The sequence below is a fragment of the Sinorhizobium mexicanum genome (assembly GCF_013488225.1).
Classification (GTDB): Bacteria; Pseudomonadota; Alphaproteobacteria; order Rhizobiales; family Rhizobiaceae; genus Sinorhizobium; species Sinorhizobium mexicanum.
In genome coordinates, this window is the sequence record NZ_CP041238.1 from 2,050,367 (window position 1) to 2,074,436 (window position 24,070).

Annotated in this window: 21 protein-coding genes; 8 read left to right on the top strand and 13 right to left on the bottom strand. The window is 60.6% G+C overall.

Features of this window, described 5'->3' with window-relative positions; genetic code table 11:
• The first annotated feature begins 63 nt into the window (after positions 1–63).
• The gene (locus FKV68_RS09720; protein ID WP_180941271.1) at positions 64–483 is read left to right on the top strand and encodes a DUF4864 domain-containing protein; all 420 of its coding nucleotides are present in this window, start codon (positions 64–66) and stop codon (positions 481–483) included.
• A 13-nt stretch (positions 484–496) separates the two neighbouring features.
• Here FKV68_RS09720 and tgt read toward each other — a convergent pair whose 3' ends face one another.
• The 8 genes from tgt to FKV68_RS09760 all read right to left on the bottom strand — a co-directional run bounded on the left by tgt (position 497) and on the right by FKV68_RS09760 (position 8,949).
• On the bottom strand, positions 497–1,627 hold the full coding sequence (gene tgt / locus FKV68_RS09725; protein ID WP_180941272.1) for a tRNA guanosine(34) transglycosylase Tgt: 1,131 nt from the start codon (positions 1,625–1,627) through the stop codon (positions 497–499).
• Positions 1,628–2,710, bottom strand: a complete 1,083-nt coding sequence (gene queA, locus FKV68_RS09730) for a tRNA preQ1(34) S-adenosylmethionine ribosyltransferase-isomerase QueA (RefSeq protein ID WP_180941273.1) — start codon at positions 2,708–2,710, stop codon at positions 1,628–1,630. It abuts the gene before it with no gap.
• Between the two features lie 75 nt (positions 2,711–2,785).
• Positions 2,786–3,295, bottom strand: a complete 510-nt coding sequence (locus tag FKV68_RS09735) for a peptidylprolyl isomerase (RefSeq protein WP_180941274.1) — start codon at positions 3,293–3,295, stop codon at positions 2,786–2,788.
• A gap of 23 nt (positions 3,296–3,318) precedes the next feature.
• On the bottom strand, positions 3,319–3,891 hold the full coding sequence (locus FKV68_RS09740) for a peptidylprolyl isomerase (RefSeq protein ID WP_180941275.1): 573 nt from the start codon (positions 3,889–3,891) through the stop codon (positions 3,319–3,321).
• Between the two features lie 35 nt (positions 3,892–3,926).
• Positions 3,927–4,421, bottom strand: coding sequence for a pantetheine-phosphate adenylyltransferase (coaD, locus tag FKV68_RS09745; RefSeq protein WP_180941276.1), 495 nt, complete (start codon positions 4,419–4,421; stop codon positions 3,927–3,929).
• Between the two features lie 525 nt (positions 4,422–4,946).
• On the bottom strand, positions 4,947–6,344 hold the full coding sequence (locus FKV68_RS09750) for an MATE family efflux transporter (protein ID WP_180941277.1): 1,398 nt from the start codon (positions 6,342–6,344) through the stop codon (positions 4,947–4,949).
• 249 nt (positions 6,345–6,593) lie between these two features.
• Positions 6,594–7,883 (bottom strand): TCR/Tet family MFS transporter, encoded by a 1,290-nt coding sequence (locus FKV68_RS09755; protein ID WP_180941278.1) that lies wholly within the window; start codon positions 7,881–7,883, stop codon positions 6,594–6,596.
• Between the two features lie 157 nt (positions 7,884–8,040).
• Positions 8,041–8,949 (bottom strand): LysR family transcriptional regulator, encoded by a 909-nt coding sequence (locus tag FKV68_RS09760; protein ID WP_180941279.1) that lies wholly within the window; start codon positions 8,947–8,949, stop codon positions 8,041–8,043.
• Positions 8,950–9,067: 118 nt separating this feature from the next.
• Here FKV68_RS09760 and FKV68_RS09765 point away from each other — a divergent pair, with 118 nt between their 5' ends.
• Complete coding sequence (locus tag FKV68_RS09765; RefSeq protein WP_180941280.1) at positions 9,068–10,066, top strand: aldo/keto reductase; 999 nt, start codon at positions 9,068–9,070, stop codon at positions 10,064–10,066.
• A 37-nt stretch (positions 10,067–10,103) separates the two neighbouring features.
• On the opposite strand, the gene ypfJ is transcribed toward FKV68_RS09765, so the two are convergent.
• Positions 10,104–11,042: a KPN_02809 family neutral zinc metallopeptidase gene (gene ypfJ / locus FKV68_RS09770; RefSeq protein WP_180941281.1), complete on the bottom strand. Its 939-nt coding sequence runs from the start codon at positions 11,040–11,042 to the stop codon at positions 10,104–10,106.
• Positions 11,043–11,406: 364 nt separating this feature from the next.
• Between ypfJ and carB the strand changes: the two genes are divergently transcribed.
• The 3 genes from carB to FKV68_RS09785 all read left to right on the top strand — a co-directional run bounded on the left by carB (position 11,407) and on the right by FKV68_RS09785 (position 16,963).
• Positions 11,407–14,895 carry a carbamoyl-phosphate synthase large subunit gene (carB, locus tag FKV68_RS09775; protein WP_180941282.1) on the top strand — a complete coding sequence of 1,163 codons (3,489 nt, stop codon included), beginning with the start codon at positions 11,407–11,409 and terminating at the stop codon, positions 14,893–14,895.
• A gap of 377 nt (positions 14,896–15,272) precedes the next feature.
• Entirely contained in the window at positions 15,273–15,749 is a 477-nt protein-coding gene (gene greA, locus FKV68_RS09780) for a transcription elongation factor GreA (protein ID WP_180941283.1), read from the top strand.
• 158 nt (positions 15,750–15,907) lie between these two features.
• Positions 15,908–16,963, top strand: coding sequence for a glycosyltransferase family 4 protein (locus tag FKV68_RS09785; RefSeq protein WP_180941284.1), 1,056 nt, complete (start codon positions 15,908–15,910; stop codon positions 16,961–16,963).
• A 14-nt stretch (positions 16,964–16,977) separates the two neighbouring features.
• Here the strand turns inward: FKV68_RS09785 and FKV68_RS09790 are convergent, their stop codons facing one another.
• The 4 genes from FKV68_RS09790 to FKV68_RS09805 form a co-directional block, all read right to left on the bottom strand.
• Complete coding sequence (locus FKV68_RS09790; RefSeq protein WP_180941285.1) at positions 16,978–18,000, bottom strand: glycosyltransferase; 1,023 nt, start codon at positions 17,998–18,000, stop codon at positions 16,978–16,980.
• Entirely contained in the window at positions 17,997–19,028 is a 1,032-nt protein-coding gene (locus FKV68_RS09795; protein WP_180941286.1) for a glycosyltransferase, read from the bottom strand. The genes FKV68_RS09790 and FKV68_RS09795 overlap by 4 nt, the downstream gene beginning before the upstream one ends.
• A 41-nt stretch (positions 19,029–19,069) precedes the next feature.
• Positions 19,070–19,882 carry a glycosyltransferase family 2 protein gene (locus FKV68_RS09800; RefSeq protein WP_180941287.1) on the bottom strand — a complete coding sequence of 271 codons (813 nt, stop codon included), beginning with the start codon at positions 19,880–19,882 and terminating at the stop codon, positions 19,070–19,072.
• A gap of 144 nt (positions 19,883–20,026) precedes the next feature.
• On the bottom strand, positions 20,027–20,497 hold the full coding sequence (locus FKV68_RS09805; RefSeq protein WP_173512992.1) for an Lrp/AsnC family transcriptional regulator: 471 nt from the start codon (positions 20,495–20,497) through the stop codon (positions 20,027–20,029).
• Between the two features lie 609 nt (positions 20,498–21,106).
• Here FKV68_RS09805 and trxB point away from each other — a divergent pair.
• From trxB to FKV68_RS09820, 3 genes are all read left to right on the top strand, one after another.
• Positions 21,107–22,081 carry a thioredoxin-disulfide reductase gene (gene trxB / locus FKV68_RS09810; RefSeq protein WP_180941288.1) on the top strand — a complete coding sequence of 325 codons (975 nt, stop codon included), beginning with the start codon at positions 21,107–21,109 and terminating at the stop codon, positions 22,079–22,081.
• Positions 22,082–22,199: 118 nt separating this feature from the next.
• Positions 22,200–23,096 carry a LysR family transcriptional regulator VtlR gene (locus FKV68_RS09815; RefSeq protein ID WP_180941289.1) on the top strand — a complete coding sequence of 299 codons (897 nt, stop codon included), beginning with the start codon at positions 22,200–22,202 and terminating at the stop codon, positions 23,094–23,096.
• Positions 23,097–23,756: 660 nt separating this feature from the next.
• Entirely contained in the window at positions 23,757–24,047 is a 291-nt protein-coding gene (locus FKV68_RS09820; protein WP_180941290.1) for an ArsR/SmtB family transcription factor, read from the top strand.
• Positions 24,048–24,070 lie beyond the last annotated feature (23 nt).

The following is a 24,070-nucleotide window of genomic DNA, read 5'->3' on the forward strand; positions in this document are numbered from 1 at the left end:
GGCACTTACCGACGTCCGTGTTACGCCTATCCTTGATGACAAAGAAGCGGATGGAGGCCTGCGATGGTCAGGATCGTGTTTGTTGCGCTTTGTCTGACGCTATCGATTGCAGCGGGTGCCGCTCTCGGTGATGAACCTGTCGATACGGCGCAATCCGTAATCCGCGCTCAGATCAAGGCTTTCCTGGATGACGATGCGGACACGGCCTATTCTTTCGCCTCGCCGGCTATCAGGACAAAATTCCCGGACAAGATCATCTTTTTCGACATGGTCAAGCGCAGCTATCAGCACCTCTACCGCCCGGGTAACTTCGCCTTCGGCCGATCGAAGATAGTCGGCGAAGAGGTGTTTCAGGAGGTCCTGATTTCGGGGTCGGACGGCAAGGACTGGACAGCGATCTACGATCTCATCCACCAGCCGGATGGCAGTTACAAGATCAATGGCGTGATGATGCTGCAGACTGCGTCGGGCCCTCAGCTCTGAGGCCGGAAAGAGATCAGACGGGCGGCAAGTCACCGCGCTTCCAGTTTTCCTGGGTTTCCGCCATGAAATCGGCGTAACGCCCCTCCTCGATCGCCTTGCGGATGCCTGCCATCAGTTCCTGGTAATAGGCCAGGTTGTTCCAGCTGAGCAGCATGCCGCCGAGCGATTCATTCGAGCGGATCAGATGATGCAGGTAGGCGCGCGAATAGTCGCGCGTTGCCGGACAGGTCGATTGCTCGTCGAGCGGCCGCGTATCTTCGGCGTGGCGTGCGTTTCGGAGATTGATGCGGCCGTAGCGGGTGAAGGCCAGGCCATGGCGACCGGAACGGGTCGGCATGACGCAGTCGAACATGTCGATGCCGTGCGCGACGGATTTCAGGATGTCGTCCGGCGTGCCGACGCCCATCAGGTAGCGCGGCTTTTCGGCAGGCAGTGCCGGGCATGTGACGTCGAGCATGTCGAGCATGACTTCCTGCGGTTCACCAACGGCCAGGCCGCCGACGGCGTAGCCCTTGAGATCAAGATCTCTTAGAGCAAGGGCCGAGCGCTCGCGCAGTTTCGGGATGTCCCCGCCCTGCACGATACCGAACATGGCCTTGCCTGGCTGGTCCCCGAACGCCGCCTTGCAGCGTTCCGCCCAGCGCAGCGACATTTCCATCGCCCGCTCGATTTCGTTGGGTTCGGCAGGCAGCGCAACGCACTCGTCGAGCTGCATCTGGATATCGCTGTCGAGCAGCCCCTGGATCTCGATCGAACGTTCAGGCGACATGTGGTAGAGCGCGCCGTCCACATGGCTCTTGAAGGTCACGCCCTGCTCGTTGAGCTTGCGTAGGCTGGAGAGCGACATAACCTGGAAGCCGCCGCTGTCCGTCAGGATCGGCCGGTCCCAGCGAATGAAGTTGTGCAGTCCGCCGAGCCGCGCAACACGTTCGGCGCCGGGACGCAGCATCAAGTGATAGGTGTTGCCGAGGATGATGTCGGCGCCGAGTTCGCGCACCTGGTCGAGATACATGGCCTTGACCGTACCGACAGTTCCGACCGGCATGAATGCAGGCGTGCGGATCGTCCCGCGCGGCATCGAAACCTCGCCGCGGCGCGCCTTGCCGTCGGTTGCTAGCAGCTTGAATTGGAACGTCTCGGTCATCTAGTCTTTCCGGAAAAGCAGGCTGGAATCGCCATAGGAATAGAAGCGGTAGCCGGCGGCGATTGCGTGCGCATAGGCGGCGCGCATCGTGTCGAGCCCGGCGAAGGCCGAAACAAGCATGAAGAGCGTCGATTTCGGCAGATGGAAATTGGTCATCAGCATATCGACTGCACGGAAGCGGTAGCCGGGCGTGATGAAGATGCCGGTCGCCCCCGACCAGGGCCGGATTTCGCCTTCTTTCGTGGCCGCGCTTTCGATCAGTCGGAGCGACGTCGTGCCGACGCAGACGATGCGCCCGCCCCTCGCCCGCACTGCATTCAGGCTGTTTGCGGTCGCCGCGCTCACATGGCCGATTTCCTCGTGCATCAAGTGATCGTCGGTGTCATCCGTCTTGACCGGCAGAAAGGTCCCCGCACCCACGTGCAGCGTTACGAAATGGCGCTCGATGCCGACCTCGTCGAGCCTTGAGAAAAGGCGTTCGGTGAAATGCAGCCCTGCGGTTGGAGCCGCGACGGCCCCCTCTTCCCGCGCATAGACGGTCTGATAATCAGTTCGGTCCCGCGCGTCGTCCGGACGTTTGGATGCGATATAGGGAGGCAGCGGGATATGGCCCACGGCCATGATCGCTTCGTCGAGCGCCGGTCCGGAAAGGTCGAAGCGAAGCGTAACCTCGCCGGCGTCGGCCTTTTCCTCGACCGTGGCGTCGAGCGTGCCGAGCAGGCAACTGTTTCCGCTATGGCCAAACGAGATCCGGTCACCGGGCTTCAGCCGGCGCGCCGGTCGTGCGAAAGCCTTCCAACGGTCCTGGGCGACGCGCATATGCAACGTCAGCGAGACCTGTGTGACAACTTCTTCGCTACGCCTGCGAAGGCCTTCGAGCTGCGCCGGTATCACCTTGGTGTCGTTGAAGACCAGTGCGTCCCCGGGCCGCAGGAAGGACGGCAGGTCGAGAACGCCGTGATCGCTCAGGACAGGCTCGCCGTCTGGCCGTACGACAAGCATGCGGGCGCTGTCGCGCGGATTTGCGGGCCGCAGCGCAATGGAAGTTTCCGGCAGGTCGAAGTCGAACAGGTCTACGCGCATCGATGGTGTCAGACAAAAGCAAACCCGCCCCGGCGTCTTTGACGCGACAGGGGCGGGTCTGTGCATTAGCGCAAATCAGGCGTCGGCGGCAACCCGCATCGACACGATCGTATCGGGATCACGCACCGGCTCGCCGCGCTTGATCTTGTCGATGTTATCCATGCCTTCGATCACCTGGCCCCAGATCGAGTACTGCTTGTTGAGCCAAGGTGCATCGGTGAAGCAGATGAAGAACTGGGAGTTTGCCGAGTTCGGCATCTGGCTGCGGGCCATCGAGCACGTGCCACGCACGTGGCTCTTGTCGGAAAACTCAGCCTTCAGGTCGGGCTTGGAGGAGCCACCCATGCCGGCGCGGCCTGGATTGAATTGTTCGCTGCCGGTCTTTCCGTACTGCACGTCGCCGGTCTGCGCCATGAAGTCCTCGATCACGCGATGAAACACGACCCCATCATAGGCACCCTCGCGCGTCAGTTCCTTGATGCGAGCGACGTGACCCGGAGCGACGTCCGGCAGAAGCTCGATCACGACCTTGCCCTTCGTGGTCTCCATGATAATCGTGTTTTCCGGATCCTTGATCTCGGCCATGGTTCTTCTCCTTCTGTTTGACTTTACTTGCCGACCTTGACGCTGATCATCCGGTCTGGATCGGCGACGGCGCCGTTGTTGGCGTCATCCCCGAGCTTGATCTTGTCGACATTTTCCATGCCTTCGACGACCTTGCCGACGACCGTATATTGGCCGTTGAGGAAGTCGCCAGGCGCGAACATGATAAAGAACTGCGAGTTGGCGCTGTTCGGATCCTGCGAGCGCGCCATACCCACTGTACCACGCTCGAAGGGCACGTCGGAGAATTCCGCCGGCAGGTCGGGCTTGGAGGAGCCGCCCGTTCCAGCGAGTTCGGCCTGATAGCCGTCCTTTATGTCTCCATATTGCACGTCGCCGGTCTGGGCCATGAAGCCCTTGATCACGCGATGAAAGGCAACATTGTCGTATTCGCCTGCAGCAGCGAGATCCTTGATCTGCTGAACGTGCTTCGGCGCGATGTCCGGGCGCAGCTCGACAACGACCGGGCCGTCCTTCAGCTGGATCGTGATCACATTGTCGCTCGACTGCGCGAAAGCCGTCCCCGTCAGGGTGGCGAGCGCCAAGGCCCCTGCGAAAGCGAATTGGAGGATTTTCATGGTTTCTCCCTGAGTGGTGTGAGCTGTCCGCGCGTTCAGGCCTTACGCTTCGCCTGCAGCGCCTGATGGACCGCACGGGGCACGAACGCGCTTACGTCGCCGCCCATCGCCGCGATCTGGCGGACCAATGTGGCCGTAATGGGCCGCGATGCGGTACCCGCCGGTAAAAACAGTGTCTGGATGTCCGGAGCCATCTGCCGGTTCATGCCCGCCATCTGCATCTCGTAATCGAGGTCCGTACCGTCGCGAAGGCCCCGCACGAGCAGAGTCGCGCCGTGATGGCGGGCCGCGTCGACCACAAGATTATCGAACGAAACAACGGCGATATCGCCTGCCCTTTCGGGCAGAAACTCGCTCAGCGAGCGGCGGATGAGGTCGGCGCGCTCTTCGAAGGAAAAGAGCGGCGTCTTTCCCGGATGAATACCGATCGCCACGATGACCTTCTCCGCGACGTTCAGTGCTTGCACAAGCACATCGAGATGCCCGTTCGTCATCGGATCGAAGGAGCCGGGATAGAAAGCCGTGGTCATCGCACCTGTTTCCGTTTGGTGAAGCCTTTTGTCATGGACGGCGGCCGACCGCAAGGGCAGGGCGAGCCGCGTCTCGCCTGTTCCCTCGGAAACAGCACGCGGGAAAGAATGAATGCTAGATGAATACAGTGTTCAAGATGGTTTCACACCGGAAGTTGTACCGTGAGGCGAGAATGAACGGAACCTTTTTTGGAGACATGCCGTTTTAGGAACTGAAAGGATTACGGCCATGGCACTTGCTCTGTTTTCGATGACCATGTTTTTCACGATGTCCGTTGCCGCAATCCATGCGCTTCGCAACGAGGCGCGTGTCCGCAACGAGCAAGACCGCTGGTTTAATCTGTGAATGCCTCCAGGAACTTCTTGCCGGAAGTTTCGAAATAAGCGGCCTCATATCTTCCCCTGCTGAGGTCGCTCTTGTAAGCCGGACGGCCTCCCCTGCCCGTCCGGCTTTTCTTTTTACTCCGTAAGCACGGTGTATGTAGGGCGCGCCGGCTGGTTTAGGTCTTCCCACGAGACCTTGGTTCAAAAGGCCTTTGCTTGGATCGAGCGAAGCAGGCGGAAAAAACGCCAATTGAGCGACAGGGCCGCCGCGGCCAATCCGAGCACAAAGCCGAACCAGACGCCGACGCCGCCGAAGTTCAGCGGAAAGGCGAACACCCAGGCGCAGAAAAAGCCGATCGGCCAGTAGGAGATCATCGCCAGGATCATCGGTACCGTCGTGTCCTTGAGGCCGCGCAGCATGCCGGCGGCGATGGCCTGGAGACCATCGACAAGCTGGAAAGCCCCGGCGATGACGATCAACGGACCGGCAAAGGCGAGCACTTCCGCCGCATCGGGCCGGCTCGTATCAAGATAAAGGGCTGCAAGCTGGCGGGGGAAAAGCGCGAAGATCGTGCTGCCGACGGCGGCAAAGAGACAGCCGAGAACGAGGACGGCGATGGCGGCCCGTCTGACGCCCAATATATCGCCGCTTCCGTAGGCAAGACCGACACGCACTGTTCCAGCCTGCGCGAGACCGAGAGGGATCATGAAGGCGATCGAGGCGAATTGAAGCGCGATCCCGTGCGCAGCCAACTCCATCGTGCCGATATTGCCCATGAGCAGCGACGCGGCCGTAAACAGGCTGACTTCGGCAAGGATCGTCATGGAGATCGGAACGCCGAGATAGACAACCTCTCGGAACGCCGGCCAGTCCGGACGCCAGAAGCGCACGAAGAGTTCGTACTGGTTCAGTTCCGGCCGGCTGCCGATATAGGCGATCGTGAGGGCCGCACCGAGCAAGGCGACGCCGAGGGCCGCGAGGGCTGCGCCGAATATGCCAAGCGCCGGAAAGCCGAAATGTCCGTAGATCAGCACGTAGCAAAGCAGCGCATTGAGAACGAGCGTTGCAAGGGTCACGTAGAGAATGATACCTGCCCGCTCCAATCCGCTTAGGAAAGCCCTCAGCACCATGAACACGAGGCTCGGAAATATCGCCCATTGTGCGATATGCAGGTACCCCCCGGCGAGCTTCGCGACCTCGGGCTTTTGGCCCGCAAAGAGAAGAATAGGCTCGGCCATCCAAAGGAGCGGTGCTGTGAGTGCGCCGTAGAGCAGGACCACCCATATGCCCATCCTCACCGCGCGGCGGACGGAAACCTTGTCGCCGCGGCCCTGCGCCTGCGCGGCCATGGGTACCACGGCATTGGCGAATCCGCTGCCGAAAATGAAAACGGTGAAGAACGTCTGCGTCGCAAGGATGATCGCCGCCAGCTCGGTAGCTCCAAGCTTGCCGACCATCAGCACGTCGGTCGTATTGATCGCGAGTTGCGCCAGCTGTGCACCGATGAAGGGCACGCCGAGATAGAAGCTTGCACGAAAGTGGTTGCTCCACGAATTGTCGTTCTGCAGCTGCATTCGGCTCGTGTTCGTGGTCAGCATGGGAACCTGGCTCCAGATCACGTTCATGGCCTTGGACGCATCCAAAATCACAAACGTCATCAATTTCAAAAGGTTAGAGCGGGATGCGGGCGGAAAACCGCTCACATTTTTCTATATCCCGTTCTGTCGCGGCAGATCGGCTGCAAATCAACTCGGTGGAAGAACATCCGAGATAGAGCAGCGCCAATGAAAGTGCCAGCGCGAAAGGCCTGGCTGCTCAATTTTTCATCGAAGGATCAAAAAAATTGATCAATTTGAAGGCGTTGCCTCGCCCGGCATCAGGCCTGTCGTTGGTTTCGGCACGCTATCTTGAAACGCTTTGTCGGGTAGAGGTCGCACGCGAAGCAGGAAAACGGCAAGCCCCGCGACAATGAGGCAGCTCGCCAGGGCGTAGGGTGCGCCGGAAAACGAGAAGTGAGCGGCCGGGCTGGTGAAATGTCCGAAGATCTGCGTGAAGATCAGCGGCCCGATGATCGTCGTGATGCTCGAAATGCTGGTGAGCGCTCCCTGCAATTCGCCTTGGGCCGACGGCGGGACGTGTGCAGATGCGATGCTGCGCAACGGAGGGTCGGCCAGGCTTTCAAGTGCCGTCGCGACGATCACGGCATACACCATCCACCCTTGCCAGGCGGCGGCATAGCCGGCCATTCCGAGCGCGGTAAAGACGAGACCGAGCGCAGCCGTTCGCCGTTCTCCGAACCTCGTCACGACACGTGGCAGGACAACGGCCATGACAAACGCTCCGCCGATACCGAAGATCCCGAGCGACAGCCCGATCTGCCCCTCGCTCCAGCCGTAACGATAGAATGAGATGAACGACCAGACCGCCGGGTAGACCGCGTGGGCCAGCCAGTAGAGGAAGAAGACGAGGCCAATCCAGCCAATGCCCGGATAGTTGCGCATCTGTTTGAGCGCGCCGAGCGGATTGGCGCGCCACCACTCGAACCGCCGCTTGTTGGCGCGATCCAGGGTCTCGGGCAGGAAGAACAGACCGACCATGAAGTTGATGAAGGACAGCGCGGCGGCGCCGTAAAACGGCACCCTTGGGCCCAGCTCTCCGAGAAAGCCGCCGATGACGGGGCCGAGCGCGAAGCCGGTGCCGAAAGCGATGCCGATCAATCCGAAGTTCTTCGCGCGATTGCTGTCGTCGCTGATGTCGGCAATGTAGGCGGACGCCGTTCCGAAGCTTGCCCCGCTGATTCCGGCAAGGACACGCCCGGTGAAAAGCATCCAATAGCTCGTTGCAAGCGCACAGATCAGGTTGTCGATCGCGAAGGTGAGAACGGAGGCAAGCAGGATCGGCCGACGCCCGAAGCGATCGCTCAGGTTGCCGATCAGCGGCGCAAAGAGAAACTGCATCGCCGAATAGACGAGCAGCAGCCATCCGCCGTCGATAGCGGCCTCGCCAACGTCTGCGCCGGTCAGTTCCTTGAGAAAGGTCGGCAGCACCGGCACGATGATGGCGATGCCCATGATGTCGAGAAAGAGGATGAGAAAGACGAGAATCAGTCCGCGCCGCACGAATTTCTTGTCGAGCATGAAGCCCCTCCCCGCTGTGCATCGTCAGTGTGGAGACAGAACGTGAACGACGTCACCAAATAAGGTGTATCGCATTGTTAAAATCGAAACAATGCGTGAACATTTCAAAGTTTATGATCGAAACAATCGCGTCCGCTGATGCTTCCTGCTCGGGGGCTTACTGTTCCGAACGTCGTTGTTCCGCCTTCAGGAAGTCGACGAAGGCCCTGAGCGGGGCCGGCATATGACGACGGCTGGCATAGTACAGGAACGGTCCCGGGAAACTGGTTACCCACGCTTCGAGAATTGGCACAAGCCGCCCCGCTTTGATCTCCGGCGCCAGAAATTCCTCGAATGTTCGAATCACTCCGAGACCGTCGATCGCTGCTCTGACCTCGAGATCGATCACGTTGGCAAGGATGACCGCGGGCGGTGCGATTGTCAGAGCGGCCTCACCTTCTCCAAACTCCCACGTCAAGGCAACGCCGCTCTGGAAACGGTGGCGGATGGCGGTATGTTCGAGAAGGTCGCGCGGATGTTGCGGTATGCCATGTCGGGCAAGATAATCCGGCGCAGCGGCGGTGATGTAACGCTGTACGCGCGGGCCGATCGGGATGGCGATCATGTCTCGCTCAAGTCGCTCTTCGTAGCGCACGCCGGCGTCGAATCCTGCAGCGAGAACATCGATGAAGCCATCCTCTGCTGTCACCTCCAGCGTAACTGCCGGATTGGCCTTGAGGAACCGACCGGCAAGCGGCGGCAGGATTTCACGGGCGACGATTGTCGGCACATTCAGCCTCAACGTGCCCGCGGGGCTGTCGCGGAGGCTGCCCACCTGATCGAGCGCTCCGGCGATCTCCCCAAGCGCCGGCGACAGGCGTTCGAGCAACCGCGTTCCTGCCTCCGTCGGCGTGACGCTGCGGGTCGTGCGATTGAGCAGTCTCACGCCCAGCCGTGCCTCCAGTCGCCGCAGCGCCTCGCTGAGCGCAGAGGCCGAAACGCCGCGTTTGCGGGCAGCAGTACGGAAACTGCGTTCACGGGCAACGGCGGCAAAGACATCAAGATCTGCGAGCGGGAGGTCGTTCATTGTGCGGAATTATGGACAAGCTGTTTGGCTTGCAGAGGATTATCGCACACTGCCACCTGAAGTAAATACGGTGGCGAACGAAACGGCCGGACAAGGGCCTCATCGAAGGAGACGTGAGATGCAAAGGGTTTCGCTTGGAAAATACGGCCCGGAAGTTTCCGTGATCGGGCTTGGCTGCATGGGCATGTCTGGCATGTACGGCCCATCAGACCGCGCTGAAAGCATAGCCACGATTCATGCCGCGCTCGATGCGGGCATCACCTTGCTCGACACCGGTGATTTCTACGGGATGGGTCACAATGAGATGTTGATCGGAGAGGCGCTCAAGGGACGCGATCGCGATCAGGTGCAGTTGAGCGTCAAGTTCGGTGCATTGCGCGATGCCGCCGGTGCGTGGGCCGGTTACGACGGCCGGCCGAAGGCCGTGCGCAACTTCCTTGCCTATACGCTGCAGCGCCTGGGCGTCGACTATATCGACATCTACAGACCGGCGCGCCTCGATCCCGATGTCCCGATCGAGGATACCGTTGGCGCGATCGCCGATATGGTGAAGGCTGGTTATGTTCGCCACATCGGCCTCTCCGAGGTCGGCGCCGAGACGATCCGGCGCGCAGCCGTGGTCCATCCGATCGTCGATCTTCAGATCGAGTACTCGCTGATCTCCCGCGGGATCGAAGACGAAATCCTGCCGACATGCCGCGAGCTCGGTATCGGCATCACCGCCTATGGCGTTCTTTCGCGCGGCCTGATCAGCGGCCACTGGCAGAAAGGTGCGGCCAAGGGCGGCGATTTCCGCGCCATGAGCCCGCGCTTCCGGGAAGGCAATGTCGAGCAGAACCTGGCTCTCGTCGAGGCGCTCCGACGCGTCGCAGACGCGAAAGGCGTTACCGTCGCGCAGATCGCGATCGCCTGGGTCGCCGCGCAAGGTGCCGATATCGTGCCGCTTGTGGGTGCACGCCGCCGCGATCGGCTTGCCGAAGCGCTTGCTTCGCTGGCTGTTCGACTCGATGCGGACGACCTGACGGCGATCGAGCGTGCCGTTCCGAAGGACGCCGCCGCCGGTGGCCGCTATCCGGAAGCGCAACTCGCGCACATGGACAGCGAACGGCACGGCTGACCGGATCGGGCTCAAGCGCCCGGTCCGGACGATCCGATCAGACGGAACCGGAGAAGGTGTCGCAGGCCGACATCTGGCCGCTGTCGAAGCCGCGCTGGAACCATTTCATCCGCTGCTCCGAGGTGCCGTGGTTGAAGCTCTCCGGGACGACATAGCCTTGCATGCGCTTTTGCAGCGTATCGTCGCCGATCTGCGTGGCGGCATTCAGCGCCTCCTCCAGATCGCCGCGTTCCAAGAGCCCCTTCTGCTCCGTATATTTGCCCCAGATTCCGGCGAAACAATCGGCCTGCAGCTCGACGCGGATCGACATCTGGTTTGCGTCGACCTCGCTCATGCGCTGCCGCATCTGGTTGAATTTCGGCAAGACACCGATCAGGTTCTGCACGTGATGGCCAACCTCATGGGCAAGCACATAGGCCTGGGCGAAGTCACCGGCGGCATCGAATTTTTGAGCGAGTTCGTCGAAGAAGCTCATGTCGAGATAGACCTTGCGGTCGCCGGGGCAATAAAACGGGCCCGAGGCGGCGGAGGCAAAGCCGCAGGCCGAACGGACGGAACCATTGAACAACACAAGCTTCGGTTCCTCATACTGCTCGCCGCTGGCCTGGAAGATGCCGTTCCAGGTGTCTTCCGTTTCAGCGAGTACCGTCGCCATGAAGGCTTTCATCTCTTCCTCTTCGGCCGAGCCCTGGGGCACCTGTGAGCCGTCGCTCTGCTCAAAGCCAGGCATGCTCCCGGGTCCGCCGCCCTCGAGGACCTGGAGCATGTCGATGCCCATGGCCCGCAGCACGAAGTAGAGAATGACGAGAAAGATAATGGTGCCGAAGCTTAATCCCCCACCGGCGCGGCGCATGCCGCCTCCCCCGCCCGGCAGGCGGAAGCCACCGCCACGGCCGAACGGGTTGCCTCCGTCTCCGGGGCTCGCCCCGCGCTGATCTTCAATGTTTCCGGATTGGCGGCGGCCCTTCCATTCCATGATCAGTCCTCCAGGCGTCGCATCGGCTTAATGCATTGAATGATTTATATGCCCGAGCGGCAATCCTTGTAAAACGCTATCGCCGCCTTGCCGTTTCATCCGGCCGTTCTTCTTTGGCTCGGCGACCGTCCTACCCTACCCGGAATTCTTCGAACTTTTCCGTCTTCCTGCGGCCATTCCATGGGTGTGGAGTGAGCGCCGCAAATATCCTTGCTTTATTGTCGATTCCGAAATTTTCGGGGTTTCGTTTGCAGAAACATTTGCCTATAAGCCGCTTCTAGCCTGAAAAGACCATAAATGCGCGCCCGGCCGGTGACCTCCCACCCTGGCCGGTTTTTCGCGCAGCTAGAAACGGATGAGAGCCATGCCGAAGCGCCAAGATATCAAATCGATCCTCATCATCGGCGCGGGGCCGATCGTCATCGGTCAGGCATGCGAATTCGACTACTCCGGCACGCAGGCCTGCAAGGCGCTGAAAGAGGAAGGCTACCGCGTCATCCTGGTCAACTCCAACCCTGCCACGATCATGACCGACCCGGGGCTGGCGGATGCGACCTACGTCGAGCCGATTACGCCCGAAGTCGTCGCCAAGATCATCGCCAAGGAACGTCCCGACGCGCTGCTGCCGACCATGGGCGGCCAGACGGCGCTCAACACTGCGCTCTCTCTGCGCCGGATGGGCGTGCTCGACCGCTACAATGTCGAGATGATCGGCGCCAAGCCGGAGGCGATCGACAAGGCCGAGGATCGTGCCCTCTTCCGCGAGGCCATGGCGAAGATCGGTCTCGAAACACCAAAATCGCGGCTTGCGAACGCGACCGACATCAAGGATCTGGATCGCAAGGCGCATGAGGCGGAACGGGCGGAGCTGAAAGCTCGGCTGACCGGCGCCGAACTCGACAAGGCGCTCGACGAGCTGGAAAACCAGTGGAATCTCGGCGAAGGCGACCGCAAGCAGCGCTACCTCAATCACGCCATGGCGATTGCTGCGCAGGCGCTCGACGACGTCGGCCTGCCCGCGATCATCCGCCCCTCCTTCACGCTCGGCGGCACCGGCGGCGGCATCGCCTACAACCGTTCCGAGTTCTTCGAGATCGTCGGCAGCGGTCTCGATGCGTCGCCGACGACGGAAGTGCTGATCGAGGAGTCGGTCCTCGGCTGGAAGGAATATGAGATGGAGGTCGTCCGCGATAAGGCGGATAACTGCATCATCATCTGCTCGATCGAGAACATCGACCCGATGGGCGTCCACACGGGTGACTCTATCACGGTCGCGCCGGCCCTGACCCTGACCGACAAGGAATACCAGATCATGCGCAACGCCTCGATCGCGGTGCTGCGCGAGATCGGCGTCGAGACCGGCGGATCGAACGTGCAGTTTGCCGTCAACCCGGAGAACGGCCGCCTGGTCGTCATCGAGATGAACCCGCGTGTGTCGCGCTCCTCGGCGCTCGCATCCAAGGCAACCGGCTTCCCGATTGCCAAGATCGCGGCAAAGCTCGCCGTGGGCTACACGCTCGACGAGCTGGAGAACGATATCACCGGTGGCGCGACGCCGGCGTCCTTCGAGCCGTCGATCGACTATGTCGTCACCAAGATCCCGCGTTTCGCCTTCGAAAAGTTCCCCGGTGCCGAACCGACGCTGACGACTGCGATGAAGTCGGTCGGCGAGGTCATGGCGATCGGTCGCACCTTCGCCGAATCGCTGCAGAAGGCGCTGCGCGGTCTCGAAACGGGATTGACCGGCCTTGACGAGATTGACATCCCGGACTTCGACGAGAATGGCGACGGCCGCAATGCCATCCGCGCGGCGATCGGCACGCCGACGCCGGACCGCCTGCGCATGGTCGCCCAGGCGCTCCGTCTCGGCATGAGCGAGGCGGAAGTGCACGAGGCCTGCAAGATCGATCCGTGGTTCATCGCCCAGTTCAAGGCGATCGTCGACATGGAGGCACGCATTCGCGAGCACGGCTTGCCGGAGGATGCGGAAAATCTGCGCATGCTGAAAGCCATGGGCTTCTCGGACGCCCGCCTTGCGACGCTCACCGGCAAGCGTCCGAAGGAAGTGGCCGAACGGCGCAATGCGCTCAACGTCCGCCCGGTCTACAAGCGCATCGACACCTGCGCGGCCGAGTTCGCCTCGCCGACCGCATACATGTATTCGACCTATGAAACGCCCTTCGTCGGCGCCGCGCGCTCGGAAGCTCAGGTTTCCGATCGCAAGAAGGTCGTCATCCTCGGCGGTGGGCCGAACCGGATTGGCCAGGGCATCGAGTTCGACTACTGCTGCTGCCACGCGGCTTTCGCGCTGAAGGACGCGGGCTATGAAGCGATCATGGTCAACTGCAATCCGGAGACGGTTTCGACAGACTACGATACGTCCGACCGGCTGTATTTCGAGCCGCTGACGGCGGAAGATGTAATCGAGATCATGCGGGCCGAACAGGAAAACGGCACGCTGCATGGCGTCATCGTGCAGTTTGGCGGCCAGACGCCGCTGAAGCTTGCCGAAGCGCTGGAAAAGAACGGCATTCCGATCCTCGGCACGGCTCCCGACGCAATCGACCTCGCCGAGGACCGCGATCGCTTCCAGAAGCTCTTGATGAAGCTCGATCTTAACCAGCCGAACAACGGCATCGCCTATTCGGTGGAGCAGGCCCGCCTCGTCGCCGCGGAGATCGGCTTTCCGCTGGTCGTGCGTCCGTCCTATGTTCTCGGCGGCCGCGCGATGCAGATCATCCACTCGGAAAGCATGCTGCAGACCTACCTGCTGGACACCGTTCCGGGGCTGGTGCCGGAGGACATCAAGCAGCGTTATCCCAACGACAAGACCGGTCAGATCAACACGCTGCTCGGCAAGAACCCGCTGCTTTTCGACAGCTACCTGACGAATGCGACTGAAGTGGACGTCGACTGCCTGTGTGACGGCAAGGACGTTTTCGTCTCGGGCATCATGGAGCACATCGAGGAAGCCGGCATCCATTCCGGTGACTCCGCCTGCTCGCTGCCGGTTCACACGCTCGACAAAGAGCTTGTCGACGAGCTTGAGCGCCAGACGACAGCACTCGCCAAGGCGCTCAACGTTGGCGGCCTGATGAACGTGCAGTTCGCCATCAAGGACGGCACGATCTACGTGCTCGAGGTGAACCCGCGGGCGTCGCGCACGGTCCCCTTCGTGGCGAAAACCATCGGTGCGCCGATTGCGAAGATCGCCGCGCGTGTGATGGCGGGCGAAGCGCTGGAGACGGCGATTGCCGCTTACGGCCCGAAACCGGATCCGCGCAATCTGAAGCACATAGCGGTCAAGGAAGCAGTCTTCCCATTCGCCCGGTTCCCCGGCGTCGACACGCTGCTCGGGCCGGAAATGCGCTCGACCGGCGAAGTGATCGGCCTCGACACGGACTACGCACTTGCCTTCGCCAAGTCGCAGCTCGGGGCGGGCGTCGATCTGCCGCGTGACGGAACAGTTTTCGTGTCCGTTCGCGACGAGGATAAGGCGCGCGTGCTGCCGGCAATCCGCATCCTCGCGGAAATCGGCTTCAAGGTGATGGCGACCGGTGGTACAGCCCGCTTCCTCGGCGAGCAAGGCATTGCCGCCACCAAGATCAACAAGGTGCTCGAAGGTCGGCCGCATGTCGAGGATGCGATCCGCAACCGACAGGTCCAGCTCGTCATCAATACGACGGACGGCAACAAGGCGATCTCCGACTCGAAATCGCTGCGTCGTGCGACACTGATGCAGAAGGTGCCGTATTACACCACGATGGCCGGTGCCGAAGCGGCGGCGCTTGCGATCAAGGCCCTGAAGGCAGGAAACCTCGAGGTCCGTCCGCTGCAGAGCTATTTCAACTAGGCCCGCAGCCGCTCCTGCATGTTTCCTGAAATCGTACCCGATTCAGGGACAAAAAAATATGCAGCAATTCAAAGGGCTACAGCGCTTTGCGCGTCTGATAAGGCGCGCGGCGCTGTAGGAAACCCGTGCCGGCGATGACGAGGCGGATCATCGGTTGGACGGCTTCCTCGCGCCTGCCGCCTCTCGTACGTCGGTTGCTGGCGTCGCCGACCGGCGACCCTTAGCCGATTGAAAAATCTGGCAATGGCAATTGGCTTTCTGCTATAAGTGCGGTTCGGATGTTTCGGACGGTTCCGACGCTTACGCGCCGGAGACCGTTTTCTTTTGCGTTGGCGCCGCCGAAAGGTGGCGCTGCGTGTTTGATGAAGGATGATGAAATGGTCGACAAAGTGCCGATGACACAGGGTGGATTCGCCAATCTGCAGGAGGAGCTGCGCTGGCGCCAGCAGGGAGAACGCCCGCGAATCATCGAAGCGATCGCCGAGGCCCGCGCCCATGGCGACTTGTCGGAAAACGCTGAATATCATGCTGCTAAGGAAGCGCAGAGCCACAACGAGGGGCGGATCACCGAGCTCGAGGATTTGATCGCGCGCGCCGAGGTTATCGATCTTTCGAAGATGTCCGGGTCGAAGATCAAGTTCGGCGCCAAGGTGAAGCTCGTCGACGAGGACACCGACGAGGAGAAGACCTACCAGATCGTCGGTGATCAGGAAGCCGATGTCAAAGCGGGTCGCATTTCGATTTCCTCCCCTATTGCTCGCGCCCTGATCGGCAAGGAAGTCGGCGACTCGATCGAGGTCAACGCGCCGGGCGGTTCCAAGGCCTACGAAATCCTCGCCATCCACTGGGGCTGACCGGCTCCGACGTCACGACAAGTTCGGGTTGAGACAACCCAAACGTGACCCGATGTTACCAAAGCGGGGTGCGCTCATCCCGCTTAAGGGACGTGAGGTTCCTTCCGTCCCCTTCCCTTTGCAAATATGATTGTCGCATGCGCGAGGAGAGCGCTCACGTGGCCGATATCCGGGACATTGAGGTCATAGCGCCCAATTTCAAACAACGCCTCTCCGGCGTCACTTCGACGATCATTCAGCTCGTTCCGGTCCAGCGCGCGCTCGGCCAGAAGATTGCGGTCCTTGGCCCTGGACTTCCGGCGACATTGCCGTCCATCCGGTTTCGGGATTTGATCCACCTGTGGAAGACACCGGCGGGCCGGCCTTGCCGCGTCTGGCACGCGCGCCGCAACGTTGAAATGCTACCGGCGATCATCCTGCGCGATCTGCTGCGCATGAAAATCAGGATCGTCTTCACTTCCGCCTCGCAACGGCGGCATACGGGATGGAGCAAGTTCCTCATCGGCAGGATGGACGCGGTGATTGCGACGAGCGGCAAGACGGCCGCCTATCTGCAAGTGCCGAACACCGTGATTCTGCACGGCATAGACACCAAACGCTTTCGCCCGGCGACCGACAAAGCGGAAGCAAAACGTGCACTCGGGCTGGATCCAACTAAGAAGATTGCCGGCTGTTTCGGACGCGTTCGCCGTCAAAAGGGCACGGATCTTTTCGTAGACAGCATGATTGCGCTCCTGCCCAGCCGGCCCGATTGGTGCGCGGTCGTTGCGGGGCGCGCGACAGGACAGCATCTCGCCTTCGAGGCGGAACTGAAGCAACAGGTCGCCAAGGCGGGCCTTGCAGATCGCATCCTCTTTGTCGGCGAGCACACCAACATCCCCGATTGGTACCGGGCGCTCGACCTGTTCATCGCGCCGCAACGCTGGGAGGGCTTCGGTCTGACACCATTGGAGGCCATGGCAAGCGGCGTCCCCGTGGTGGCTACCGACGTCGGCGCTTTCTCGGAACTGATTGCCGGCGGCGTCGAGGAAACGGGCGTCGTCATTCCAGCCGACGATGTGAACGCGATGGTCGACGGCGCCACCGCCTTCATGGATGACCTGCCGAGATTGGCGGTCGCTGGTGCCAATGGCCTGTCGCGGACCTCGGAGAGGTTCGCTATCGAAGGCGAAGCGCGGGCGATAGGCGCCATCTACGAAAAGCTTATGCGCTGAGGAACAGGAAAAAACTACCGCTTCGACGCGAAGAGCTTCAGATAGGCGTCGGTGATGGCCTCTTTGGAAAATTGACTCATCAGTGTCTGGTGCCCGCGCTCGGCAAGGTCTGCCCGCAGGGCATCGTCGTTAGCAATGCGCTCGACCGCACGCGCGAAACCGTCCGCATCGCCGACGTCGACCATCAGGCCGTTTTCGCCATCGCGCATGAACCATTGAGGTCCCTCCGAGCGGCTTGAGACAACCGGTGTTCCCTGCGCCCATGCTTCCAGAATGACATTGCCGAGTGGCTCGTGGCTCGAAGCCATCACGAATATGTCGGCTGCCGCGAGGAAGGGCCTCGTGTCCTTCTGCCATCCGGCGAAGCGCACCCGGGCGGCGACGCCAAGATCGGTTGCAAGCTTGCGAAGGTTGTCGCCCTCCTCACCATCACCGAGCAGCCAGAGGTAAGCGCCCGGCACCTTGGCGATCGCTTGGATCAACGTGTGGAACCCCTTGCGTTCGACAAAGCGGCCCATCGACATGACGACCGGGGCTTCCTCCGGTGTGTCGAGCCTTGCCCGGGCGACCGGATCGACGCGCTCGGTGCTGGTGAAATTCGAGATGATCTCGATATCCCGCCTCCAGCCGAGTTTGCGAACATGCTCGGCAATACCCGGCGTATTGCAGACGAGGCAGTCGGTGTTGCGGAAATAGTCGAGGCGTGGCGGGTAATCGCCGAGCCGGGAGATCTTGATGCATCCTTTGTAGGCCGGCATCAACTCGCTGGCACGCGGTGCCCAGGCCATTAGGGCGTTCGGCCTGTCGCGCCGCGCCATGTGCATCACCCTGTGCGGCAGGAGCAGGCGATCCAGCGACAGGTTCCGGAAGTGGCTTTCTACGATCTTGGTCGCGCCTTCGATTTCCGGGCGCCAAAGACGGCGCGGCCGGATGACGGACGTCTGCTCCACACCGCGTTCGGCAAGCGCGTTGACGAGATGCACGAAGAAACGCTCGGCGCCGCCATCCTTGCCGAAATGGAAGTGCATGACCTTCATCGCTGCGCCGCACCTCTCGAGAAGAGTTCGAGATAGGCATCGGTGATCGCCTGCTCGGAAAAGCGCGTGCGCAATGTTTCGCGACCGCCGGCACTCAATCTTTCCCGAAGCTCCGGGTCGTCGCGTAGCCGGCGGATTGCATTTGCCAGACCCTCGTCGTCGCCACAGTCCACCATGAGCGCGTCGACTTCGTCCGTCATCACCCAGGATGGACCCTCCGCGCGGGCGGAGATCGTCGCCTTCCCCGCGCCCCAGCCTTCGAAGCACACGTTGCCGAGTGGCTCATGCGAAGAATTGATGACGAAAACGTCACCGGCCGCGAGATAGCCGTAGGCATTGGTCTGCCAGCCTGCAAAACGGACGCGATCGCGCAGCCCCAACTCGTCCGTCAGAGCTTCGAGCCGCTCGCGCTCCGGTCCGTCGCCTACGAGCCAAAGATGGGCGCCGTCGACCTTGTTGACCGCGCGGATGAGCCCGTCGAAGCCCTTGCGCTTGACGAACCGCCCCATGCCGACGACCACGAATGCGTCGGCCGGCGTCTGCATCTCCTTGCGCGCGATCGCAGCGACCGGTATCGCACGGGTGAAATTCGCGATGACTTCAATGCCGCGTTTCCATCCGAGTTCGCGAACCTTCGCGGCCATGTCCGGGGTGATGCAAACCAGCGTCTCGACATTGGTGTAGTAGCCGAGATGCTCCGGATAGTCGCCGAGGCGAGAGATGCGCATGGCGTCCATGTATGCCGGCATGAAACGGCTCGCCCGCAACTGCCACGCCATGATGACGTCAGGCCGGAAATCGCGAAGGATGCGCCGCATCCGCCACTGCAGAAGGAACCGCGAAAGCGATATCCTGCGGAAGACACCTTCGTAGACTGTCGCGCTGCCTTCGATATCCTTGCGCCAACTGCGGTCGGGCCGGATGAGCACCCTTTGTTCGACGCCCCTGTCATGCAGGGCATTGACGAGGTTGACGAAGAATCGTTCTGCGCCGCCTTCCTTCCCGAAGTGAATATGCATGACCTTCATGGATTACCTTTCGAGGCTTCGGTCACGCTTCCCGGACTTAACTAGTGGGAAAGCGCGTCGTCGGTATTCGGCCGTGCCTTGAGAGCGTGCCTTTGATAGATCTTGGCCGCCGTCAGAAAAGCGTAGACCGCTCCGGTCATCGCCTCGATGAATCCCGGCAGGCCACAGCGCCAAAGGCCGTTGCGAAAATAGAGGCGATAAAAGTAGAGCGGCGGACCGAAGATGAGCTTGTAGGACCTGGGCGGCTTGCCGGCCTCGAACTGTTGGTCGGCTTTCAGGCTCGAATACTTGTTTTCCTTGAGGATCTGCTCGTCCATCATCAGAGGGCGGAAATGAAGAAGGCTGCCGGAGCGGGCATTGTCAACCTTGCCATCCGGTACGATGCCCTCATGTACCTTCTGGCTGAGATCGTATCGCCCCCTGCCCCGGCGGATCAGGCGCAGGTTCCGCCGCTCATGCACCTGCACCGGCGTGTATCCATAGCCAATCAGATAGGGGCGACGCGCGACGCGCCAGCCCACCGTATCGGCGGGGGCTTGGAGAAGATCCGGCAGCAATTTGCGTAGCGGCGCATCCAGCCGTTCGTCCGCATCGATGTTGAAGCACCAGGGCTGGCTGCATTGCTCCAGCGCGAACTGTTTCTGTCCCGCATAGCCATGCCACGGCTCATACATGAAGCGGATCGGCCAACCTTTGTCGATGTAGGACTGCACCAGGGTCGCCGTGCCGTCGGTCGAGCCGGAATCGACGATGACGATCTCGGCGCATTGATCCAGGCTTTCGATACAATTGCCCAGATAGCCCTCTTCATTGAGGCAGATGATGAAAGCGGAAAGCGGAAGCTTGGAGGTCACGCCGCTGCCTTTTCAAGCTGTTTGCGAAATGATCCGGCTCGGCCTACGAAACATTCCGGCACTTTCCCCAAGCGGGAGCGTGTTTTCACGAGTACTTTTCCTACAGGGGCCGCAAGCTCAATGCGGCGAGTGCCGGCCGCGCGGCTAGATTTCCACTTGGCACGCGTCCTTCACTTGGCGGATCGTCAGCATCGTGCGCACCGTATCGACATTGTCGGTTGCCGTTAGCTCCTCAATAACGAAATCCTGGAAGCTCGCAAGGTTCTCGGCCACGCACTGCAGCAGAAAGTCGGATTCGCCCGAGACCATCCATGCCTCACGGACGAGCGGCCATGAAGCGGTGCGGGCGGCGAATGCCTTCAGGTTCGCGTCCGATTGATGCTTGAGCCCGACCATGCAGAAGGCAACGAGGTCGTAGCCCAGCGCCGACGCATTGAGAAGTGCGCGGTAGCCTCGAATGACACCGGCTTCCTCAAGCTTGCGGACGCGACGCAGACAAGGGGGCGCCGAAATGCCCACGCGCTCGGCGAGCTCGACATTCGTCATCCGGCCGTTGCTCTGCAGTTCGCGCAGTATTTTCATATCGATGGCATCGAGCTCGACGCGTATGACCATTGCCTAGCATCCCCATTTCTTCATCGGCCTTGGCGAAGAGGCCTTATTTGCCCGCCAGCAGGATCGTAGACAGGACGAGGCAGCCTTGCTGCAACTGTCCTGGCGAAATGTTGCGCCAATCGCCACCTCAAATCCGCAAGAGGACGATAGCGCCGTCGCCACGAATGCGACAGGTCTGCCATTCCTGCAAGCGGCTAATTTCGTTTCCGTGAGTAGCATGCAACCTGACGCCAAAACGAGAGCACTCACTGCCGCATGCACAAAAACCTTCGCATGGCGCCCTTGAGGAAACCGAGCGAAAACAATCGTGGTTTCCAGGGCGGTCGCGCAGTCGCCGCGTTGGAATCTCCTCCGGGATGGAGGCCGTGTAAATGAACGGGTTACCGTTGCGGCGGAATCGCACACCGTGGACGGCCGAAACGTTGAAAACGATGCAAAAATGCCCGATCTGGTGCCAAAACGCTGCCTATGGCCCAAGCACTTGTGTGTATTGGCGGCCGCACTCTTGAAAGTACGAGCGGTGAATACCTAAAGTAAGGCAATATTTTGCCAGTAACCACGGAACCGGATGATGCTGACTCGGCTCTCCGGCCTTTTAAGGACACGTTCATGACCGCCCGCCATACCAAAGTGCTGATCATCGGCTCCGGCCCTGCTGGCTACACTGCGGCGATCTATACGGCACGCGCCATGCTTTCGCCGGTGCTGATTGCGGGCATGGAACAGGGCGGTCAATTGATGATCACCACCGACGTGGAGAACTATCCCGGCTACGCCGATCCGGTCCAGGGGCCCTGGATGATGGAACAGATGCTGAAGCAGGCGACGCACGTCGGTGCGGAGATCGTCAATGACCTTGTGACCGATGTCGATCTTTCCGTCCGCCCCTTTCGCATCAAGACCGATAGCGGCAACGACTGGACGACGGATGCATTGATCATCGCCACCGGCGCCAAGGCGAAGTGGCTCGGCATCGAAACCGAACCGACCTTCATGGGCTTCGGCGTTTCGGCATGCGCTACCTGCGATGGTTTCTTCTATCGGAACAAGGATGTCATCGTCGTCGGCGGCGGCAATTCCGCGGTGGAAGAAGCGCTCTATCTTTCAAATCTGGCAAAAACCGTCACCGTCGTTCACCGCCGCGACGCGTTCCGGGCGGAAAAGATCCTTCAGGAGCGTCTTTTCGCCAAGCCGAACGTGAAGGTCATCTGGGATCATGAGGTTATCGAATATCTCGGTACGCCCGCAAAGCCGCCGATGCCCGCTTCGGTCAACGGCGTGAAGCTTCGCAACACCAAGACCGGCGAAACCACGGATATGGTCACCGATGGCGTGTTCGTCGCGATCGGCCACGCGCCGGCGGTGGAGTTGTTCAAGGGCAAGCTTCGGCAGAAGCCGAATGGCTATCTCTGGACCGCGCCGGATTCGACGGCGACCGATGTCGCAGGAGTGTTTGCTGCCGGTGATGTCACCGACGACGTCTATCGCCAAGCAGTCACGGCGGCGGGCATGGGCTGCATGGCGGCGCTCGAGGCGGAGAAATATCTGGCGGGTCATATGCCCGTCGCAATTGCAGCCGAATAGAAGCTGCGAATCGGGACGCGCGCCGTAAGGCGCCGCGTCCCGCGTGGGAACAGGTGTATCAGCCACAACCGGAGGGCGACCAGCCAGCCCCCCGGAGTGGTCGTTTATGGGGGCTTTCATGTCGTTAGACTGGGATAAACTGCGCATATTTCATGCGGCGGCCGAGGCAGGCTCGTTCACGCACGCGGCAGACAAACTCCATCTTTCGCAATCGGCCATCAGCCGGCAGGTCAGTTCGCTCGAACAGGATGTCGGCATCAAGCTGTTTCATCGCCACGCGCGCGGCCTCATTCTCACCGAACAGGGCGAGATCCTCTACCGCACCGCGCACGAGGTGCTGATGAAGCTCGAGAGCGTCAAGGTGCAATTGACCGAGACGACCGACAAACCTACCGGCAAGCTGCGCATCACCACCACGGTCGGCCTCGGCCAGGGCTGGTTGACCGACAAGGTCCAGGAATTCATGTCGCTGCACCCGGACGTGCAGGTCCAACTCATCCTCGACAACGAAGAGCTCGACGTGAACATGCGGCATGCCGATTGCGCGATCCGGCTGCGCCAGCCACAGCAGTCGGATCTGATCCAGCGCAAACTCTTCACGGTGCACATGCATGTCTATGCCGCTCCCTCCTACATCAACAAATACGGTGAGCCCCAATCCGTCGGGGATCTGGACAATCACCGCATCATCACTTTCGGTGAGCCGGCGCCCAACTACCTGCTCGATGTGAACTGGCTGGAGATCGCCGGACGCGATCACGACAATCCGCGTATTTCGCATCTCCAGATCAACAGCCAGACGTCGATCAAGCGCGCCTGCCTGCTCGGGATCGGCATTGCCATGCTTCCCGATTACATCGTCGGCCGCGACCCCGGGCTGATTCAGCTTCCGATCAGCGCGGACATCCCCTCCTTCGATACCTATTTCTGCTATCCCGACGAAATGAAGAACGCGGCGAAGCTGAAAGTCTTCCGTGACTATATCGTCGCCAAGGCGCGCAACTGGAATTTTTAACGTCTGCTGCAGTTGCTTGAATTGTGGGCAATTGCTCAGCGAAGTCGTAAATTCTTGTTTTAAAAACAAATATTCTGACGAAGAAGAAGACATCCGGAGGCTGGGGGCATTGTGCGCCGCAAAAATGTGCAGGAATGCGCGCACGACATGGCTGTCATGCATATTAAATGATTGCTGCGCGCCCAAAAAAACAGCATACCAAACCCAGCTGATGCATCTTTGGTGGCTTCTCCTCCCAGTGCCACCGCAGCAGCTGTTCCCCTCTGGAGGTTCTTATTACCTTCACAACTACAAGGGCCCAAGTTTTCTTGCGGCCCTCTTTTTTTGCCCGCCGTTTGCTCACAGCCATCAGTTGAGAAAAACGCGAGACGAGCTATTGAAAGCCGCCTTCGCACTCCCCATATGCCTTTTGGCTGATGCATATGGCGGCATTCTCCTCCCAGCCGCCGCAGCAGCTGTTCCCCTCTGGAGGTTTTTAGACCTTCACAACTGTATGGGCCCAAGTTTTCTTGTGGCCCTCTTTTTTTTGCCATGAAACAGCGTGATTTCGGATCGACTCCCGACGATTGCTCTGCTGCTTCCTCGAAATCACGAGCATGTGATTTGTATATCTAATTTTTGCGATACATATATCGATAAAACTAGGTACGACGATTTACGATGGATAAAGACGAAATCCTGAAGGCACTGGCGCATCCGGCCCGCATGGACATCCTCACATGGCTGAAGGAGCCACAGGTGCATTTTTCCGGTCAGGAGCATCCTCTCGAGATGGGAGTCTGCGCCGGGCAGTTCGAGCGTTGCGGACTGTCGCAATCGACTGTGTCGTCTCATCTTGCGGTGCTGCAGCGCGCCGGCCTGGTGACGACCCGCCGTGTCGGTCAGTGGATCTTTTACAAGCGCAACGAAGAAACGATCGCCGAGTTCCTCAAGGCCATCGGCAACCTTTGACGCCATTCTTCCTCCCAAGTCTC